Raw genomic sequence first — 19,234 nt, 5'->3', positions numbered from 1 at the left:
ACTAAGCTGCGGATATGTCATCCCAGTAGCGAACTGGGTAAGACACTTCTATAGAGCGTTTTCTTAAAGGAATAACGTTGATTGCCTGAAGATCTGACCTAGTGAGGCCAGCATTTTTTAAGAATGATAAGTGCCTATACCAACAGGTTTTACTATAAGACTCTTTGGCTTGCTCATAGCCGATCATGCGTATTCTTACGTAACAATCGTATGCGGATTTTGCTCGCCCTTCGGTTGGTGCCGTCTTTAACAGTTTTTCGAGTATATCGCCCATATCGGTAACCTCTATAACACTAAAGTATTCCTTAAAGTAGTTTTCATGCATCTCTAGAAGTATTTGAGGGTTTAGTTGATGCCAGAGAATGCCCGACTTTTTAAATCTATTAAGAATGTGTCTATTTAATGTGTATTCAGCTCTCAATAATCTTTCAGATTTTTTAATTTGGTCTTCAGTATATTCTGCTCTACCACTTTTTTTGCATCGTTTGGCGTCTTGGCCTTTTAAGTATATTTTCCCTTTGTGCAAGCTTGAGCCTTTTCCAATATAAAGCCCTTGAGATTCAAAGCTATGTTTTTGTCGACCTTCTGGAGCTTGCTTTAAGTAAGCAAGTGCCTGCTTGGCCTCAGAGCCTGACTGCATTAAATAGTTTCTGGTGACGTCGATTCTCGAGCATGTCCAGAGCTTCAAGGGAGGTAGCGACTCAAGATCAAAATGAAGCTTGGCAAAATCTATCATCTTGGTGGCGCAGTACTGTATATCGAGTGAGCCAAAGGCATTATTGGGGAGGCCTAACCGTGCTGGACTTCCTTGTATTTGAAGGCCGCCCCCTACCCTAAAGCATATTTGGTGTGTGTCAGATTTAACTGATTCCCAAGCGTATGTCTCCCAATCGATATCACCAGTAACTGCGTTTACTTTGAAGATCTTAGAGTTCGCTGCTTGAAGCTTGCGGGCAATAGGTTCAGGGAGGTGGGAGAGATCGAGACGAAGCGTAAGCCAGTCGATCATGCCGGCGTGCAAATACTCCTTTTTGATATCAAATGCCGACAAAATGGCCAACCCCTAAAACCCTGTCAATATCTCTAGAGGATGTATTCAACTAATCCTGTAGAATGATTTTCAATCATATGACGAACTATAAGGGGTTATTATTCATGCTGCAACATGAATATGAGGGGTTTAATGTGGCTCTAGGCGAAAATATTAAGCGCTTGAGAAGGGATGCGGGGTGGACGCAGGGCGATCTGGCGGACAAGGCGGGTATTCGAGTAGGACAAATATCGAAGCTGGAAAGGAATGAGGCAGATCCGAAGCTGGATACTCTTTACAAGCTTATGGAGGCATTTGGCTGTAGCCCAAACGCCCTTCTCAATGATGTTAAGAAGACAAATTTGGACGGGCTAATGGAGATGGCCCTAGAAAGGGCTCAACAGCTTCCGGACGTCGACAAGCAGGTTCTGCTGAAGGTCATCGACAGGTACTGCATAGCCATCAGCATGCAAGACTTGATTGGAGAGGCCAGCAAGTCATTTTTGGGGTTAAACAGACTAACAGGGAAAACTGAAGAGCTTAGCTCAGAACAGCAATAGAGTGGAATTAGTCCGGGAAACCGGATTAAAGTCCGTGTGTCATAGGTGACACGGATTTGGTGATTCTGTCCCACCTATGGGACTTTGTAACGGTGTTACTAGGTACCGTTGATTTCCCCTAAATTCCCCCACGGGGGACTAAGTACCGGTGATACTAAGTACCGGTACCACCCCGCCAGCCGCCGAGCCAAGTATGGGATACCATACTAAAGTCCGCCTGTCATAAGTGCAGGCGGGCCAGCTTTGCACATAAGCCAACCAATTATGCGCAGTCAGGGGCCTTAAGTAATCGGAAGGAATTGCTGGTAACGTAACGCGAAAAGATTGGGCGCCGACAGCCATGCTCCCTGCGCTTGCATTGCTGCGCGATGGGAACATGGCAAGCGGCAAAAAAATCAGTGAACGGGAAGCATGAGCAGCTTATTGAAATGATAATAATCTATGGCATCTGTTTCTAAAGTGTCAGAAAGGCCTAATTGAGGAAAGCCATCGAGATCAAAAACAACAGAAACCACATACTTATTCCCCAGGTTAGACATCATGGGGTTAATTGGATCTAAGCAATAAAATTCATAATGTTGAGACAACAAAGAAAGGAATTTAGCTTGAATGTCGGTAGAATTAAGAATAGTCATAATTGACTCCTTATCAGTCAGTTGTGATTAGCCGGGAGGGTGGTAACGACACCCTGCCCCGGCGGCTTTTAAAAACAATAAATCACTTAATCATGCCGAAGCGAACACACTCGGTCATGTAACGCTTGAGTGCAGAACCAGCACTTAAATGTTCCCTTCGACAAAGCTCTGAAAACTCGCTTTTTAACGCCTCATTAAGACGAAAATTGAACGTAGTATTGTCAGCCAAAAAATCCTCAGGCGTAGAATTACTTACATTCGGCGAGCGAAGAGATTCGATAAAGGTAACATCGGCAGGTGGTTGTGAGGGAGACTTTAGAGACTCAATCTCAGCCTCCAGTTCGTCGATCTTTGCCTTCTGCCATTTAACAGTTTCCTTAAGCGCACCCGGACCCATGAAAAGCACCTATTAATATACATTTAAAGTACAGAGTAAATTATATGTAAGTATTTAATACTTACACAGTAAGTATTAATCAGGAATGTGAAGAAAACAAGCAAAAAATAATGTCTTTAGAAATCAAGACTTTAGAATCGCGTAAGTTTGGCGAGTACCACCCATGGGACTTTGTAACGGTGTTACTAGTGACCGTTAGAATTCCGGCTGGATGCGCCTGTGCTCCTGCGTCGCACATGGCGCTACCCAGCTGTCATTAGCTGATAGTCTGGCGTGTACGCAATCTACGCCCCTATTCAGGGGCTAGACCCCGATACAGCCCGTAAGGGGCTAAGAGCGCCCCTGACGTGCTAACGGGGTGCCTGTGGGCATTGCTGAATCAGGCCTGTGAGTGCGGAAAGATCGTAAAACAGGTTAATCAGTGGTGAGGTAGCTACCCAGACTGCCGGCTATGACTGCGAAGCCGTCAAGCCTCGCATAATGTGGCCTATGTTCAATTTTTCACCGTGCAAGGCTTCGCCAGTATGCACGGCTGCAAATCGCGACTGGTGCCGCTCTGGAGGGCACAAGGCCATTTTCCATCGCGGCCCCAGCCTAAACATAAGCCTCAATTATGCGCATTAGTGTTCGGTATTGTCGCAATATTCATCATGGGATAGTTGATCGAACAACCAAAAGTGGAAATATTTGCAACCAAAGTCTGCAATTTACAACTAAAGCGAGAAATATGTCGATATCTTGCAACTAAAGTAATAAATTTGTCGGACAGCCCTTTAGCCCACACTAAACAGGCTTGTCCGTATGATCCTGATCAGTCTGGGCATGCTGCATGCATGGGCATCTGCTCTGGCGCCTGCAAGACTACAGCGCCTCCTCTAAAATCCACATGCCGGCTCCATCATTATTCAGTTCTCTTTGAGTTTCTAGAAGCTGGGTTTTACTAGAACGGCTATTTGCCCATATTTGCCCTAAAAACAACAAACTCCTCATAGGTCATTGATTTTTATAAAGTATTTGAATGTGAAATTTGAATAGATGCACGCGATTGCAACTATGGCTATTCCCCCATATATCCCTTGAAAAACGACAAATGCTCTTAGGCCATTGATTTTTTTTGAGAGAATTGGCTGGACGACTCGTTTAAGTCTTCTGTTTTGTGCACAAACTTTGAGTAATGCGGGTAAGAATGGTGGCTATCGTCTAGGGTTAAGCCCCTTGGTGTTCTCGAGGCGCTTCAACCGAATTGAGGGCGGCGAAACTACCAAAAAGCTGAAATTGGGCCAGCCGAGTGAACAAGTAGTTCAGATATCGTGGGATCCAGATGGAAAGTCGAACACAATACGTTCTTTTTATGGATTGTCTACACGAGGGTGATGCTTGCGGGCGAAATCAGGATTTTTAGCCATCTCTGCGTGATTCCATTCCTTATAGTTGGCAATATCCCTAATGACAAGCATCAGATCGGCACAAGTTTGTAGCTTGTTCGACTCCTCCTGATTGTCGGTAACAGCATCAAAAATATTGTCGAACTTCATAGAGGCCATTTTATAAACTCCGTTCGCTATCTTAATACGCCTTTGAACAGGCATTTGTTGGGCTCGTGCTAACTTCTCAGGATAGCACTCTTGCATTACTTTAAAAGGAACGAATACGGCTCGCTGAGACAATGTCGCCGTATCCATAGCTAATCTCTTAATAGGAACAATGTTACACGGCCTTGCAGTTAGATAAAGGGTGTAATCAACAAATCGTCTTCCTTTGAGTTTCAAGGCCTATCGGGTAATACTGAGATACATCTTGTTAGTTACTTGGCGTACTTATGAACACATCCACTCCTCTCACGGTTTGCTTATTGAATACTTCGAAACCGGAGCTGAAGGCGCAATGTGGGCGCTGATGCAGGACGGTAAATCTGGATATGAAGGCCTCGTTCTTTTGGAGGCTGGGGATCACATTGAGGTCTTTGAGATCGAGGGTCCAAAGGTCTACGACGGTATTGTCCTGCCTGACACCTCAATCGCCGCTATGCAAAGGCCTGGTTCAACACTTCGCCAACCGGTGGCCCTAGGGCGATGGGCCCATTGGATACAATCTGGCTTCAACGCCGATATTTGGGCCGGCTACTTTTGTTCTGGAAAGTATCGCGGCGTCATTCATAAAGCTACCGAAAGCACATAGTTTTCACGCAATCCAAGGGCGGCCCGGTCTATGTTTTGATAGGCTTGCTCTACCACTCAATCTCCAATCCTAATCGGCCCGAACTAACAAATTTCAATTCTTATTATATATGTCCTATAATTGTACTTATTTGACATATATAGATGAAAAGGTCACCATCTAATCATCAATAACCGTCCTTGAGAAGCCGTTGACAAAACTCGTTTTACGCTACATATATTCTTCTTCGCACTTAAATAAGTCTTCTTCCGAAACCCCTAAGGAATTGAACATTTTTTCTGAAGGAACTCTTTCGATTCGCTCATCTAGCTCTGCCTCATACCTCTCAACAACCCTATCATAGGTGTAAAGAAGACAGACCAAATATTGTCTTAGTTGACCCTCCTCTTGAGACCTTTGCCTAGCCAATATAATTGCCAACTCATTACTTATTTGAACATTGTAGAAGTATGAAAGGCTCTTCTTAGTCTCAATGTTTTTCAAAAAAAGTCCGGCCACAATTAAGACAAATAGAAAAACTACAATAAGCCACTTTTTCATAATCAAACCATACTCACATTTATGGACAGTTGTCAGGTTTTACCAGCCCATGATCTGCATCCCCAATAGACCATTTGACATTTACATCCAACTTGTCTGCTAGTTGTTGTGCGATCCTCAATACTTCAGACAGGATTGCATGGTCCGGAAACACTATGGCCGCAACTACTAAATGGTCTTTAATTGTATCAACGTACTGAGGATCCATTGAGCTAGGATCATAAAAGTATGATCCATAGGGCTGCGCATCGGTAGGCGTAGTGACCGCATAATCTCCGCTACGATTTCCAGCCCAATGATCCCCTTTCGTTTTAATTGTATTCAAAATTCCCGGCAAATGACGATACACAAAGTATACCTGCGCGGAGCCTGATTCTCGACCTCTTTGTCGAGCAATATTATATCGTGAATTTAGTGCACTGCTTGCTGTTTCGTAATGCATACCATTACTATCTATAAAGCCAACAGGGTTACCCAAAACATACCCATAAAGATTTGTATCACCACCAGAAAATCCAATAGGATCCCTGGCCGTCCAACGACCAATCTCTGGGGCGTAATCCCGGAAACCAAATCTTATCAGCCCTGTATCTTTGTCAAATAGACCACCGGCAAACCCAAACGGCAGATCAAAGTTTGGATTACTGTCTTCTATCACGTTACCATAACTATCATATCGGAGGATTTTAACAACACCTCCTGATTCATCAACAATTAAACGAGGACTACCAAGATGGTCCGTTTGAATAAAGAACCGATCACCATCTTGAGTAAAGGAGGTAGGTGTGTGACCTATAGTATATTCAAAACGCTGCTTCAAGTTATCTTGCCCGTCATATGTAGCAAGCAGCGTCGTCAAGTCTTGCCACAAATACTTCTCTACCGCTTGACCATTGATCAATTTAACAACACGCTGCCCTAAGGCATTGTGCCGATACTCAATGATACTGGTAGGTGTAGTGACAAACACGAGCCCTCCCACACTATCGTACTGATACGTGGTGGTTTCTGACCCCGACTCACCTACTACAGTCTTTTTCATTAATCGACCATCTTCATCGTACTGGTAACTCGCGTTCCCTTGAGTTGCCAGTTGATCACCTGGATTATGAGTAGCAATTTGCCCCGCTACGCCTAATTCAGTGCTAGTACGACCTGTACGATTTCCATTGGCATCGTAATCGTAGTCCTCAACAACGACATCGTTCTTTTTAACTTCGTCTAAGCGATTTCGATCATCGTACACGTAGGTATAGGTATCGACACTTCCGTCAGATAGAGCTTCCGTTTTCTGCTCTATAAGACCGGCATCGTTGTAGATCAAACCATAAGAATAGAGCTCACTACCTGACTGGTAATAAGCAACATCACTGACTTCTCCATAGGAATTCCATAGAATTGTCTGACCCCAAGTATCGATTGACACACTTTTAGGTAAGCTAGTCTCAGGTTTATAGTCGAGTGTAAAACCATGAATGCCGGTCAGCAAGCCATCGTTGTCATAGGCCAACTCAGTGGTGCCGCCTGCATAACTTAGAGAGTCAACAAGAAAATCGGTATTGTATCCATAATCAATAGCTTCATTGATTTCACCTCCATACCGCTTTTGTGTCAGTAAGAGTCCATCGTAATCATAATCAACAAGCTCCGTGCCCGTCTCAATCTCGTCGATCTGATCGCCTTGCTGGTATCGATAGACTGTCGTCGACTCAGGTCGTACTACCTTGTCGAGTTTTCCCGCTTCATAGAAAAAGTCAATCACTCCCTCTGAAGGAAGAGTGATTTTCTCTAGCTGATTTTCCCCATTGTAGGCGTAAACTGTATCGACTGATAATGGCCTGCCTTCAGTTTCAGGAAGATTGGCATCGTTGTACGTAATATCATGCTCAGCGAGGGTCGGTACGATAACTTTTGTCGTATTGCCATTTTCATCGTAATGAAACTCAGTAGCGTGACTATCGTTATATTCAATCCGCTCAACCCTGCCCATTGAGTCATAGTCATAGGACGTGACTTTATTATCAGGCGTAGTAACTGAAGAGAGTCTACCGCGATCATCTGAATCATCGTAGCTGTAGGTGGTAACCCTAGCTCCAACTTTGGACTCTTCCAGCCTACCTCTAACGTCGTACTTATAGTCAACTGAATGCAAGCCTGGAGCATCTATGCCAGCTACTAGCAGAGTCTCTGTGTCAAAGCGGCGGCTAAAAGTTCGCCCCTCTGGTGAGGTATATGTCGCAAGCCCAGCTTCTGAGTCATAGGCGACTGTACTGACTTTGTCGTTGGTGCTAGCGGTATACGTAAAACTTGACGTATCCGCACCATTTTCACCGTATGTTTTAATAATATCCGTAGTATGGACAATTCCAGAGGGGGTAGTTATAACCTCTTGGCTAGGAATGGGTCGCAACGTTTTTGGATCCAGCATGCTGATCTCTTGATAGGTCATACCATAAGCCGAAGTCGTTTTCGCTAAGTCATTCGCACTCCGAGTGTAGCTAATATTCGCACCCGTTTTTGTGGTGGTCGATGTTTGCACATCACCGTTTTCGAGTACCGTACGAACCGACTGATGCGTATTGTTTTCGGAGGTTGTATAGCCATAACGACTACTTCCTGCTTCCAAACGTTCATCAAAAATGGTCCAGAATCCTTCCATAGGATCCCAAACCTTTTCAATTCGGCCATTACCGTCGTATTGGCGGGTAAACGTTTTATCACGAGGATCTATTTTACTCGTAAGCAGGCCACCACTTATGTAGCTAAAACTGTAACGGGTGGAATCTTCGTAACTCACCTCATCAAGGTCACCAAACTGATCGACCGTAAGCCATGTTACTTCACCGTCTGGAGCTACAATGCGCTCAGGAACACCCGCAAAGTTTCTCTCTATGAGAATGGTGTTTTCAAACTGGTCTGAAACTGCCTTCAGTCTGCCAGACTCGTCATACTCGATATGCTGAAGCACAACGCCACTGTTGACATCCACTGTCGCGACGTGCCGACCATCGCTGTCAAAGCGATAGGGGGAACGAACCGCACTTGAATCCTCTCGAATACAACGAACATGATATTCATCGACTTTATTAAACCTATCACTATTAAAGGAAATACTTTCAATCACCCATGCTTGTGACTCATCTCGGATATTGCTGGTGGAACTCCAATAAGGATTTCTTTCAGGAGAATCTTGATTCCATCCCACACCGGGAGGGAGATTTAGTGTCGTTTCGTACTCGAATATATTATTCGACAATACAAAAAGCAGCTCGTTAATATTCGGTAAACGCCAGTTATCATATCCCGCATGGGTTGACGCCTCACAGTAGTCAATGCTCTCTTCCCAAGTTAGGGTTAGATCTACGTTGTCCGGTGCATCTTGCCACATCAAACCATTATCTTGATCAACAACAACATCCTTGCTCGAGTTACGAGTTAAATTTTCAACGGTTTTTAGATCTAGAACATCGCCCCGAACACAAACCGCGGGTATCTCTCGCAGCTCGTTGTTGAGTGTGTTGGTGTGCCACATATTCCTGGCCTGTACCGTACTGTAAATTCGTTGTTCGGGAGTACCACCTGACTTATCAATGGTATACCCTACTTCTTTGGGGGTAGGTAAACGCCAGCCTGAATTCAGGGGCTCGGCGATATTTTGGCAATAGTTTGCCGCATCTTGTTTGCTAACAGTACGGTAAGGGTTACGTTCATTTTGCCACTCAAGACCAGTGACATGATCAATCAAGGTATTTTCATCGCTGATAGAGTAGTCCACGACATTTCCACCCGCCTGATAGTAACCATCATCGCCCTCGTAGTGGCTATAAGTTTGACCAGTTTTCAATATTGAACTGGGCGAAGCAATATCCGTGGTTGCACCAGAACCCAAATAGACTTTGCCCGATGGATCAAGCTCGTGCACATTAGACAGCGACCAGCCATTTGCTAGCTGCCTGTCAAATGAATTTTTTAGGGTAATGCCGCTGGATTGCCAAGCAACATAACGATCCCGCCCTGGAACCTGCGTGGTTATATCGCTAACGGTTGCCCAAGCTCTTGGGTAATCGTCAAGAGCTCTTCCCTCTGCCGCCGCGTTGCCGGGGCTGGTATACACGGTTTGATACTCAAAACCTATACTGACTTTCCCGCTTACCAATCCCTGTATTTGTGAACCATCAACGGCAGTTCCATCCCAGATAAACTCTGCTTCCACATTTGGCTCAGGACTAAAGCGTTGCTCAAAAACATGGCCGGCTATTTCGAGCTTAGCGACCATGGATAGCAGCGTGCCAGGCACTTCACTACCACTTACCTGCACCCAAATTTTATGTTTATAGCCTTCAGTGCGCTGGCTGGCATAGTGTAATGTCAGGTTTGTTCCGGCAATCGGAATATCTTCGTGAAAAGTTTGCTGAAAGGCCTTCAAATAGGAGCCTGTATTTACGCAATCGTCATCATCGGGCTTCTCTTCACCGGATTCAACTTCTGGATTGTCAGGTGATTCATCTTCGGCTTGTCCCTGATTCAAATCCTTTGTAGAGAAATGGCTTACCGAAGCCCACCACAGGGTTTTACCCGTAGGAAGGTTTTCGAGACCTACCGCTTCATCCTGCGTGCTGCCGTTGCCATTGAGGTCATCGGCCAAAGCATCACCGGTATAATCCAAGCCATCGACTAAGCCATCACCGTTTTCATCAAGAGTTTGTACAACGATGCCGTTGTCTAAGGCTTCCCACAGACCGGTACGCATATTGTAGTTACCAAGCGGCAGCACCTCGCCAACCTCAAAGTCGATGAAATTGTCGAGGATCAACGTAACATTTTTATCAAAATGCACTTCGTCTGTGTAATGAGCACCTTCTACATGAAGATCTGCTGCCCAAGTAAACGCTACATCCTTAGGTAAATCACCCGGCATTGATTGAGGCGTCTCGAAGTCTGTTGCACTTACTTCGAAAGAATCAATATGCCTAATCGAACCATCAGCAGAGTGTATGGATGCGGAGGTAGCACCGTTAAAGATGAGGGTTGTACGGCGCTCTCCGTACTCATCGACAATTGGCGTTGATTCATGTACTTGCGCTACACCAGACGTAAGATCTATGAGGGTCTTCTTCGAGTCTCGCTCTAGCAAAGTAATATTTTCATACGCTGCCCACTGACTACTGGCACCGATTCGAGTACGTTGAACAACAACATGCCCTGGCTTTTGGTATACAGCGGTTTGCTCGCCTGCAGGCCCGGCTAAAATGAAACGGCCGTTGTTATCGGTCAGCACTGAACCGTAGTTTTGTGCGTCCAGTAGGCTTACTTTTACATCTGATAATGGAATACCGTATCGGTCAAAAACCAATCCAGTATATATTGCCATTGCTTTCGGGTTGTACTCGGCGGCTGTCGAACCCGCTTCGGTAAGGGAATACCCACCAGGTAATGTGGCATTAGGTGCAATGTACGATGCAGCAACTTCTGCCTCGGTACCTGTAAACACCGCAGTGTCAACCGATTCCCCCACCGTAACATACAACCTATTCGACTCCAGACCTCCAATTTTGGCATATACGGTCGCCGGTCCTGGCTTGAGTGCGGAAACAATGCCAGAACTTACTTCCACTACAGAAGTCTCATTTGCCTCTAGGTTACCCAACGAACTTAAATCGACTTCACTGCCATCCGTATATCGGCCGATGATAGATAGAATCTTTGATTGGCCCACGGCGAGATGAAGACTGGACGGTTCGACTCGTAAAGATTCCAACCCTTCTAAAACAGCCCCCTGCCCAGGAAAACCTATCGCATAGGATATACAGCCCTGCGCTTGACTGATATCAACGGATTCAATTCTCGAAGACTCCCAGTCTGGACCTTGGTCAAGAGTATTGAATGTTACAACGGAACCGAAAGAGTCCGGGGTTACTACTGAAGGATTATAGAGCCCTGGCGCTACACCAAAACCTCCAACACCTTCTGTACTCGGGTCACCATGATTGTCTTGTAGGCCTGTTTGTAAAAGATGATCTCTGTGCCCCCACTCAATGCCACTTGTTAAACCAAAGGCGAGGTACCACCGCTTATCATGGTAGATCCAGTTATATACGCTTTTAACAAGAGCGGCTTCTGGAGAGCTTCCCTCTGCATTATTTACATAAGAAGCCAATGACTCGGTTTTACCAATGTAGCCATCAGCATTGTTTGCCGAATAATCCGAACTCATCATTCGTTCAAACGCGGTAGAGTTTTGATAGTAATGACTAATCTCCAAATTATTATCGAGCATATAATCTGAATAATTTTGGGCGACCGATGTAATTGCCGAGTCATAACCGCTGTACGGCTTGATTCCGCGTGCCACTCGTTCAGCGTTTACCAAAAAGAAACCTTTCTGCTGAAGATTCATCGCATCCCACTCCGGCTGCGCGGGCATGATGAGATACTGACTCACAGAGGGGTCTACGCTCCTAGCGTAGTTAAATGCACGCTGAATATCAGCAACATTGTCAGCCTGACCACCCACCCAAGGTATATCATTTTCGGGGTATTCCAACGAAAGGTTATGGTCTTCCGTTACGGGCAATACGGGACAAGACACTAAATCCTGAAGGTCATTTAATACTTCAATTGCTACAGTAGCGGTAGCCGTTAAACCTAGATCTGACGCAACCTCTAGAGTAGCGGTATAGTTCCCGGCATTTTCAAAGTTCAGCCGCAACTTCGGCCCTGGAGTCTGCACCTCCCCATCAACAACCCACTGATAAGTGAGCTCGCCTTGCTGGACACTACTGCTAGAACCATCGATAAGAATCTCTTCATTCGGGTAACCAACAACCCTTTCTGGAGCAACGGCAATCGGTGGGTACCCTACGTCAATAATGACACTTGACGTGGATATTTGTCCGACACTGTTTTCTACCTCAAGTACAAATTCATATTGACCAGGCGCTAAATCGACAATAGGCAATACCGCGTCGGTACCAATCACGTTAGTCTCAGGAAAAAGTGTCCATTGATAATCGGTAATCTCATGCACTGTAGACGTACTGACGCTACCGTCCAGCTCCATACTTCCACCCACGGCTAGAACCTGGGAAGGATAGTGAATAAATGCCTGTAATTCTCTTTCGAAAATCGCCTCAACCGCTTTAGACTCATTCATGGTTAAGGCGCATTGAGTACTGTCACCCGAACAGCCACCGGCCCAACCTACAAACCTAGAGTCACTAGACGCATTTGCAGTAAGCGTAATTTCGTCATCGTTCGTAAATCCCGCACTACATTGCTGGCCACACTCGATTCCTGTCGGCAAGCTCATCACCGTACCACTTCCGGTTCCAGAAATCGTCACTGTCAAATCATTGGTTGCAACTTCAGCATCTCGCACGTAACGAACATTGCGGTAATAGTCAAATCTGGCGGTACCATTGGCTCCGTTGTCAAAATTCAAAGTGCGATAAAAATCTGAATGTGAGTGCGTATTGCTCCAATAACGACTGGTGTCCGTATCGGGAAATGCAGTTTGCGAAATCACTGGGCTAGTGAAATCTCCTTCGCACCGCTGGTCTATTAGATCCTGCAGCATAGGTGCTCCTGAATCACAAAGTACCAGAGATTTCAACTCTTCGATTTCAGGCAGGCGCCATCCATCTTCCGGCAAACTAGCGTTAAGTATTCTTCGAGAAACCCTCTCAGCATCTCCAGCGCAGGCCCCATCAGTCCAGATTTGACCGCGGCTACAGCGCTGCCACTCTAGGTCAGTAGTAGAATCGTAGACTATACTCCCTTCCGGGCCTCTAATTTCATATCGATCAGCAACAAATACAGCACTAACCTGTTCGACCTCGTGCCAATTGGTTACCTCACAGGTGGGCTCAAATCCGCTACACAGCCCTTTCCAACGATAAAAGCGTGAACCAGAGACAGGGGCAGCCTCTAAGACAATTGAGGTGACATTAGAGTAGTTATTAGTACAGACGTCATCACATATCATATCGCCAACCGTAATAGCGCCACTACCAATTACGCTCATCTCCAGCTGAATTGATTCAGGAGGAACAGTGTCTCGCACCAACCTTAAAGGTAAATTTGAGAATGAATTGATATAGCCAGCTCTTCCCGTTGCAAAATTTACGACGACCGGACGCTGGGCGTAGAACGATGAGGACCAATAAATTTCTTCAAGCGGGTTGGGGAAAGCCCAAGCTGAAATTGTCGGTGTTGAATATTCATTGAGGCAGGGAAGGACATAATCCCCTTCAAAAGAAGGATGCCCAGAGTCACAATACACAATGGATACCAATTCATTACGAGTCGGTAGCCTCCACCCCCCCGGAAAAACTTGGCTTTCGAGTTTCTCTAACGTAAATTTTTGTGAGCTACCCTCACATGTTTCACCAGTCCATTTTTGACCGTAGGCACAACGTTGCCATTCAAGTCCTGTGTCAGTATCGAAAACGACTCCGTCACTTGGGAATTCATACGGGTCGACCAGAAAGTGGGCATGAACTTCTAGATCGCTGTCTAAATTTACAACGCATTCGTTCGTCGTGTTTCGACATGCGCCGCTCCAGCGGGCAAAAATCATTCCAGGGTCTGGCTCTGCCACAATCTGTACTTCAGTGCCGGAGGAGCGCTCAAGCACACACCCAGTAGAACAATCCGTACCTTCCTGACTAATGGTGACTGTTCCAGTACCTTCCCCTTGGCTGGCAACGGATAACTTATACTCAGCCGGCATAATTCCACGAACCAGCCTCAAATAGGCACTTGTATAGAACTCTCGTTCCCCCAAGCTATTGTATTCAGCCAAAGGAATTTCCCACACTAATCCGCTCTCGAATCGTACGCCGTAGTATGCGTCGTCCAGTCTTGTGGTTGGTGTCTTGCTCCAATAATTATGCTCAGGTTGATCATCAGAAAAAACAGCGCGATTGAGGGTGGGCGAATACGAGCCGAAGTCACATTTGTAGAACTCTCCGTCATTTCCTTCTAGAACGCCATCGCTACAATAAACTATCGATTCCAACTCTTCTAAAGAGGGAATACGCCAGCCATCTTCTAGCACCAATCCCTCAAGCATTCTCTGTTGATATTTCACATACAGTTGGCTAGTAGCTTCAGCCATAACACACTGTGTACCATCCCACTCGGCAGGCTCAGCGCAACGCTTCCATTCAAGCCCCGTTTGCAAATCTTCGACTATTCCGTTTTCATGAATAATATATCGCCCGTCTATAATATCGCCGTCTGTAGAAGAAGACGAACTTACCGAGCTGGAAGTGCTCGATACCGACGATTCGCTTGAGCTAGTCGATTCACTAGACGAGCTGCTTTCGCTCGAAGAGGTCGAACTTTCAGAGCTGGAACCACTCGATACCGACGATTCGCTTGAGCTACTCGACTCACTAGATGAGCTGCTTTCACTCGAAGAGATCGAACTTTCAGAGCTGGAAGTGCTCGATACCGACGATTCGCTTGAGTTACTCGACTCACTAGACGAGCTACTTTCGCTCGAAGACGTCGAACTGTCGGAGCTGGAAGTGCTCGATACTGATGACTCGCTTGAACCACTCGACACGCTAGACGAACTGCCTTCGCTCGAAGACGTCGAACTGTCGGAGCTGGAAGTGCTCGATACCGACGATTCGCTTGAACTACTCGACACGCTTGATGAGCTGTTCTCGCTCGAAGAAGTCGAACTCTCGGAACTGCTGGAACTGGAAGAGCTATCGGATGCAATAGACTCAATGACAAGCCAATTAATGTTCCACCCACCCAGCAAGGACTGAAGCGTGATTCCGGAAACCGAGTTCAGGACAGTGAAATTCAATTCTACAGTTTGCCAATGCTGCCAATGACCGGTCGCATCAAAACTCAACCGAGCGAGCTCTTCGCCTCCTCCATTGAGGCTGAACATTCCGCCAGCGCTACTCGATGCAACTCTGGCTTTTAAGAGGTAATCACCTTCCGTTAACTCTACCGATTCATAGCTTAGCTGGTCTCCGGTATCAATCCATCCTACATTGAGCCCTCCACCAACGTCCACGGTGTTCTCGGTTTGTACGCCTTCCATGCTGGTGTAATCTTCCGCCTCAATCCGATACAAGGCGTCGAGTTCATCACTTTCAATAGAGAGCCAGTTAATATTCCAGCCGTCATTGAGTGATTCGATAGTCAGACCCGCTAGATCAACCTCCGTCACGAAAGAAGTATCTATTGTGACCCAATTTTGCCAATCTCCAGTTGGTGGAAAGTCAACTTGTCCGAGAACATGACCTTCCGACACAAGTCGAATTGATCCACCGTTGTCACGAGATGCAACCCTTAGATTCAGCGTATGAGCTCCTGGGTTGAAGTTAACGGAATCATAGGTCAGGGTGTCTCCTGCATTGATCCAACCCACATTGACTCCACCATCAATATCGGTAGTTTCTTGAGTTTGGATGCCATACATATCAGTGAAGTCTTCAGCTTCAAACCGATACAAGGAGTCATACACGCCGTACTCAACAGAAAACCAATTGATGTTCCAACCACCGTGAATCGCCTCGATCTTTAGGCCAGATAGGTCGACATCCGTCACAAACGACGTATCAATAGTTTTCCACTCTTGAAAATCACCTGTCGCAGGAAAATCGACATACCCGAGTTCTTGCCCGTTGGATAGGAATCGAAGCGCCCCCCTGGCATCACGTGAGGCAACCCTTAGATTCAGAGTATGAATTCCCGCACTAAAGTCTATGGCGTCGTACGATAGGGAGTCGCCAGCCTCAATCCAGCCTACATTGAGCCCACCACCAATATCTGAGGTTTCTTCCGTTTGTACACCGCTCATATCGGTGTAATCTTCCGCCTCAACCCAATACAAGGGCTCAAATGCTTCGGTCTCAATGGAAAACCAGTTAATGTTCCAGCCACCCTGCTGGGCTTCAATTGTTAAACTGGATAGCTCGACCTCTGTTACAAAAGACGTATCAATCGTCACCCACTCTTGCCAACCACCTGTTGCAGGAAAATCTACCTGCCCTAACACATGCCCTTCTGATACGAGTCGGAGCGAGCCACCGGAGTCACGCGAGGCAATCCTTAGATTGAACGTATGCGTACCTGCACTTAGGTCAACCATTTCGTAAGTCAGTGAGTCACCGGCATCAATCCATCCTACATTTTCACCACCGCCATTGTCTGATGTGCCTTGAGTCTGAACTCCCGACATAGACGAATAGTCTTCGGCCTCGATCACAGCAATCGTTTGTGCTAGCACATTTACGATAGGGAAGAGAAGGAGAACAAAGACAACAAACGTACGGTGAAGCATACTTTTTACCTTGAATAATAAGTCTGACGTACATATACAACTATATGGATACGAGGCCGAGAAAAAATCCTGGAAGTTGCACGATAGAAAAGCAGTAAGCGATTTCACGCAGAGCCTAAAAAACACATATAGAATGTATTCGAATGTTTTTTGGCTAGCGGGGGATTTGCTCGATGTTTAGATAAGTCGTTCAGGCACGAATTTGCTTTCCTTTTCATGGGGAATCCTTAAAAAGATGATCACATCTTCATTTGGGCGAGATTATACACGACCCTATTTAGATAGTTGGACACCTGAATATATCCATTTAGAATAAACAGGCTCATTGGTTATTCACCGTAAGAACACTTTTACGTTGCTATGACATGGAGCGACCAATATCCAAAGGCGGTCCCAACAAGCTGAAAACTACAAGCTCTAAAGTTAAAGTATGGAATTTCGTCGGTATTGAGGACGGTTTTATGATTGATAATAAATTGCCCAAGTGGAGTGTCTATGAGCAAGCATCACAATGATGAATTTCGCGACCTTTGTCCGGCGCGTTAAACACGTGAATATAATATTTTTGTTTGAGCGCGCTAGCCCAGGAGTGTTAGCAAGGCCATTGTCATATGCAACAATTTACGCGCAAATTAAAAAACGTAGACTGATAACAATGAAATCGGCACAGGACCGCAATTTTCTTGACCGATTGATTTCCATTTATAGTTGTAAGCTCATGAGATCTAACAAAATTTGTGTTTTCAACAAATTTTTCCTACTTTGGTTGTAAAGTAAAAAATAAAAAGCCATTAAAAACAATGATTTAGTAGGCCGTGCAATGTCCGGGTTTAGTTGGTAGGTCAATAGTTTTCTAGGTTCATTTGGCATTCTGAGAGCGTAGTAAAAGCACTAACGGGCGTTTTTCCCGAAGGCACTGAGCCCCGGAGATAGCGTCGATGTTACGACCGTTTACGCCTGGGTCTAGTTGTTTAAAAAACGTGAGTCACTGTCGCCTTCAGTGTGATCCTCCGCGTGTTCTAGGGCAGTGATTTTCTGTGTTAAATAATCTAAAGCAAATTGGGCTCTGGCGGACAATGGCCACTCGGCGCGGTGAATCAGCCACAGCACGTCCATAACCTTGTGTTCCAGCGCTACGACTTTAATCGCGCGCGAATTGGCAAAGGCTTTGCGGGCGTATCTAGGAATAACGGTAAAACCCAGCCCGCGTGCCACGGGCTCTAAAATTAAGCCCACCTGATTGATAAAACCGCGTACAGGTAGTTCTTTTACCGTTCCCGCGCCGGGATAAGCCCGGCTTAACAAGCGTGTTGCCATATTTAGGCCGTCAGGATGATCGATAAACCCCAGTGCCCGTAGATCGTTCCAGTCAGAGATATCGGCACTGGCCGGTACGACCAGCTCCAGTGGCTCTTCGGTAAACTGAGTGGCTGTTAGTCGTGTGTCATCGGGTGTAACGCTGACTAAGCCCATTTCAAAAGAGTTATCCAGCACTTGCTGGATGATGTCGGGGTTGGGCGCGAAACGGTGTTTTATGGTGATTTCAGGGTGTTTTTGCTGTAAATCGAGTAATAACGGATATAAAAACAGGCCGCTGCTTCCGGGGGTGATCAGGCTAATATCGCCTTTGTGCCGCTCACCTCGGGAGAGTCGTTGTTGCAGCCGGTGATCGGCTTGCTGAAGTTCCGCGCAGTACACCAGTAATGCGTGCCCTGCTGGCGTCAGCTCCATGTTTCTGGGTCTGCGAATCAAAATCGGCCCCAGCTGTTGCTCTAACTGGGCGATATGTTGGCTTACCGCGGCCTGGGTTAACCCTAAGCGCTCGGCGCTGCGGGTAAAGTTACCGGTATCGGCCACTACGGCAAAGGTTCGGAGCCATTGGGGGTTTAGCATAAGAATCCCTTATCAAAGCCATAAGCACTACGTGGTTTTTATTATAGCGGCTTAGGGCTAATCTGGGGGAACATTAACCAACGGAGCATTTGTTATGACCTACCCCCGCAGTTTTTCTCATATAGGCTTATCGGTCACTGACCTGGAAGCCGCCGTAAAATTTTATACCGACGTACTAGGTTGGTACCTGATTATGCCCCCAACGACTATCGAGGAAGACGATAGCGCCGTAGGGGTTATGTGTACCGATGTGTTTGGCGCGGGCTGGGGCTCGCTTAAAATTGCACACCTGTCTACCGGGGACCGTATCGGCGTTGAGATATTTCAGTTTAACAACGCCGAAAAACCGGACAATAACTTCGAGTACTGGAAGACCGGTGTGTTTCATTTTTGCGTGCAAGATCCGGACGTTGAAGGTTTAGCTGAAAAAATTGTCGCCGCTGGCGGCAAGCAGCGGATGCCTATACGCGAATACTTTCCCGGTAAGAAGCCCTACCGCATGGTTTATATGGAAGACCCGTTTGGCAATATTTTAGAAATTTACAGCCACAGCTATGAGCTAACCTATTCGGCGGGCGCTTACAGTTAATTATATGTGGACTACGGAGTAGCCTTTAGCGGGCTACTCCACGGTTTTTAATGCTCGATTTTATTCAGTACGTGGGCTACTGCCGCAAAATCGGCGTGTCT

Annotated in this window: 10 protein-coding genes; 3 read left to right on the top strand and 7 right to left on the bottom strand. The window is 46.1% G+C overall.

Annotated features, from left to right (window positions below; translation table 11 throughout):
- Position 1: 1 nt before the first annotated feature.
- The gene (locus tag QWI17_RS07365) at positions 2–1,051 is read right to left on the bottom strand and encodes a phage/plasmid replication protein, II/X family (protein ID WP_302721873.1); all 1,050 of its coding nucleotides are present in this window, start codon (positions 1,049–1,051) and stop codon (positions 2–4) included.
- A 104-nt stretch (positions 1,052–1,155) separates the two neighbouring features.
- On the opposite strand from QWI17_RS07365, the gene QWI17_RS07360 reads away from it, so the two are divergent.
- Positions 1,156–1,590 (top strand): helix-turn-helix domain-containing protein, encoded by a 435-nt coding sequence (locus QWI17_RS07360; RefSeq protein WP_302721872.1) that lies wholly within the window; start codon positions 1,156–1,158, stop codon positions 1,588–1,590.
- 395 nt (positions 1,591–1,985) lie between these two features.
- Here the strand turns inward: QWI17_RS07360 and QWI17_RS07355 are convergent, their stop codons facing one another.
- The 3 genes from QWI17_RS07355 to QWI17_RS07345 all read right to left on the bottom strand — a co-directional run bounded on the left by QWI17_RS07355 (position 1,986) and on the right by QWI17_RS07345 (position 4,304).
- On the bottom strand, positions 1,986–2,225 hold the full coding sequence (locus QWI17_RS07355) for a hypothetical protein (protein WP_302721871.1): 240 nt from the start codon (positions 2,223–2,225) through the stop codon (positions 1,986–1,988).
- Positions 2,226–2,307: 82 nt separating this feature from the next.
- Complete coding sequence (locus QWI17_RS07350; RefSeq protein WP_302721870.1) at positions 2,308–2,622, bottom strand: hypothetical protein; 315 nt, start codon at positions 2,620–2,622, stop codon at positions 2,308–2,310.
- A 1,349-nt stretch (positions 2,623–3,971) separates the two neighbouring features.
- Positions 3,972–4,304, bottom strand: coding sequence for a hypothetical protein (locus tag QWI17_RS07345; protein WP_302721869.1), 333 nt, complete (start codon positions 4,302–4,304; stop codon positions 3,972–3,974).
- A gap of 115 nt (positions 4,305–4,419) precedes the next feature.
- On the opposite strand from QWI17_RS07345, the gene QWI17_RS07340 reads away from it, so the two are divergent.
- Positions 4,420–4,800, top strand: a complete 381-nt coding sequence (locus tag QWI17_RS07340) for a hypothetical protein (RefSeq protein ID WP_302721868.1) — start codon at positions 4,420–4,422, stop codon at positions 4,798–4,800.
- Positions 4,801–5,010: 210 nt separating this feature from the next.
- Here the strand turns inward: QWI17_RS07340 and QWI17_RS07335 are convergent, their stop codons facing one another.
- The 3 genes from QWI17_RS07335 to QWI17_RS07325 all read right to left on the bottom strand — a co-directional run bounded on the left by QWI17_RS07335 (position 5,011) and on the right by QWI17_RS07325 (position 18,544).
- Positions 5,011–5,340 carry a hypothetical protein gene (locus QWI17_RS07335; protein WP_302721867.1) on the bottom strand — a complete coding sequence of 110 codons (330 nt, stop codon included), beginning with the start codon at positions 5,338–5,340 and terminating at the stop codon, positions 5,011–5,013.
- 19 nt (positions 5,341–5,359) lie between these two features.
- Positions 5,360–16,651: an Lcl domain-containing protein gene (locus QWI17_RS07330; RefSeq protein ID WP_302721866.1), complete on the bottom strand. Its 11,292-nt coding sequence runs from the start codon at positions 16,649–16,651 to the stop codon at positions 5,360–5,362.
- 963 nt (positions 16,652–17,614) lie between these two features.
- The gene (locus QWI17_RS07325; protein WP_302721865.1) at positions 17,615–18,544 is read right to left on the bottom strand and encodes a LysR family transcriptional regulator; all 930 of its coding nucleotides are present in this window, start codon (positions 18,542–18,544) and stop codon (positions 17,615–17,617) included.
- 94 nt (positions 18,545–18,638) lie between these two features.
- On the opposite strand from QWI17_RS07325, the gene QWI17_RS07320 reads away from it, so the two are divergent.
- Entirely contained in the window at positions 18,639–19,133 is a 495-nt protein-coding gene (locus QWI17_RS07320) for a lactoylglutathione lyase family protein (protein ID WP_302721864.1), read from the top strand.
- The last annotated feature ends 101 nt before the right edge of the window (positions 19,134–19,234 follow it).

This window comes from Gilvimarinus gilvus (assembly GCF_030518155.1).
In the GTDB taxonomy this organism is placed as follows: domain Bacteria; phylum Pseudomonadota; class Gammaproteobacteria; order Pseudomonadales; family Cellvibrionaceae; genus Gilvimarinus; species Gilvimarinus gilvus.
This window is presented reverse-complemented; position numbering and strand designations above follow the sequence as displayed.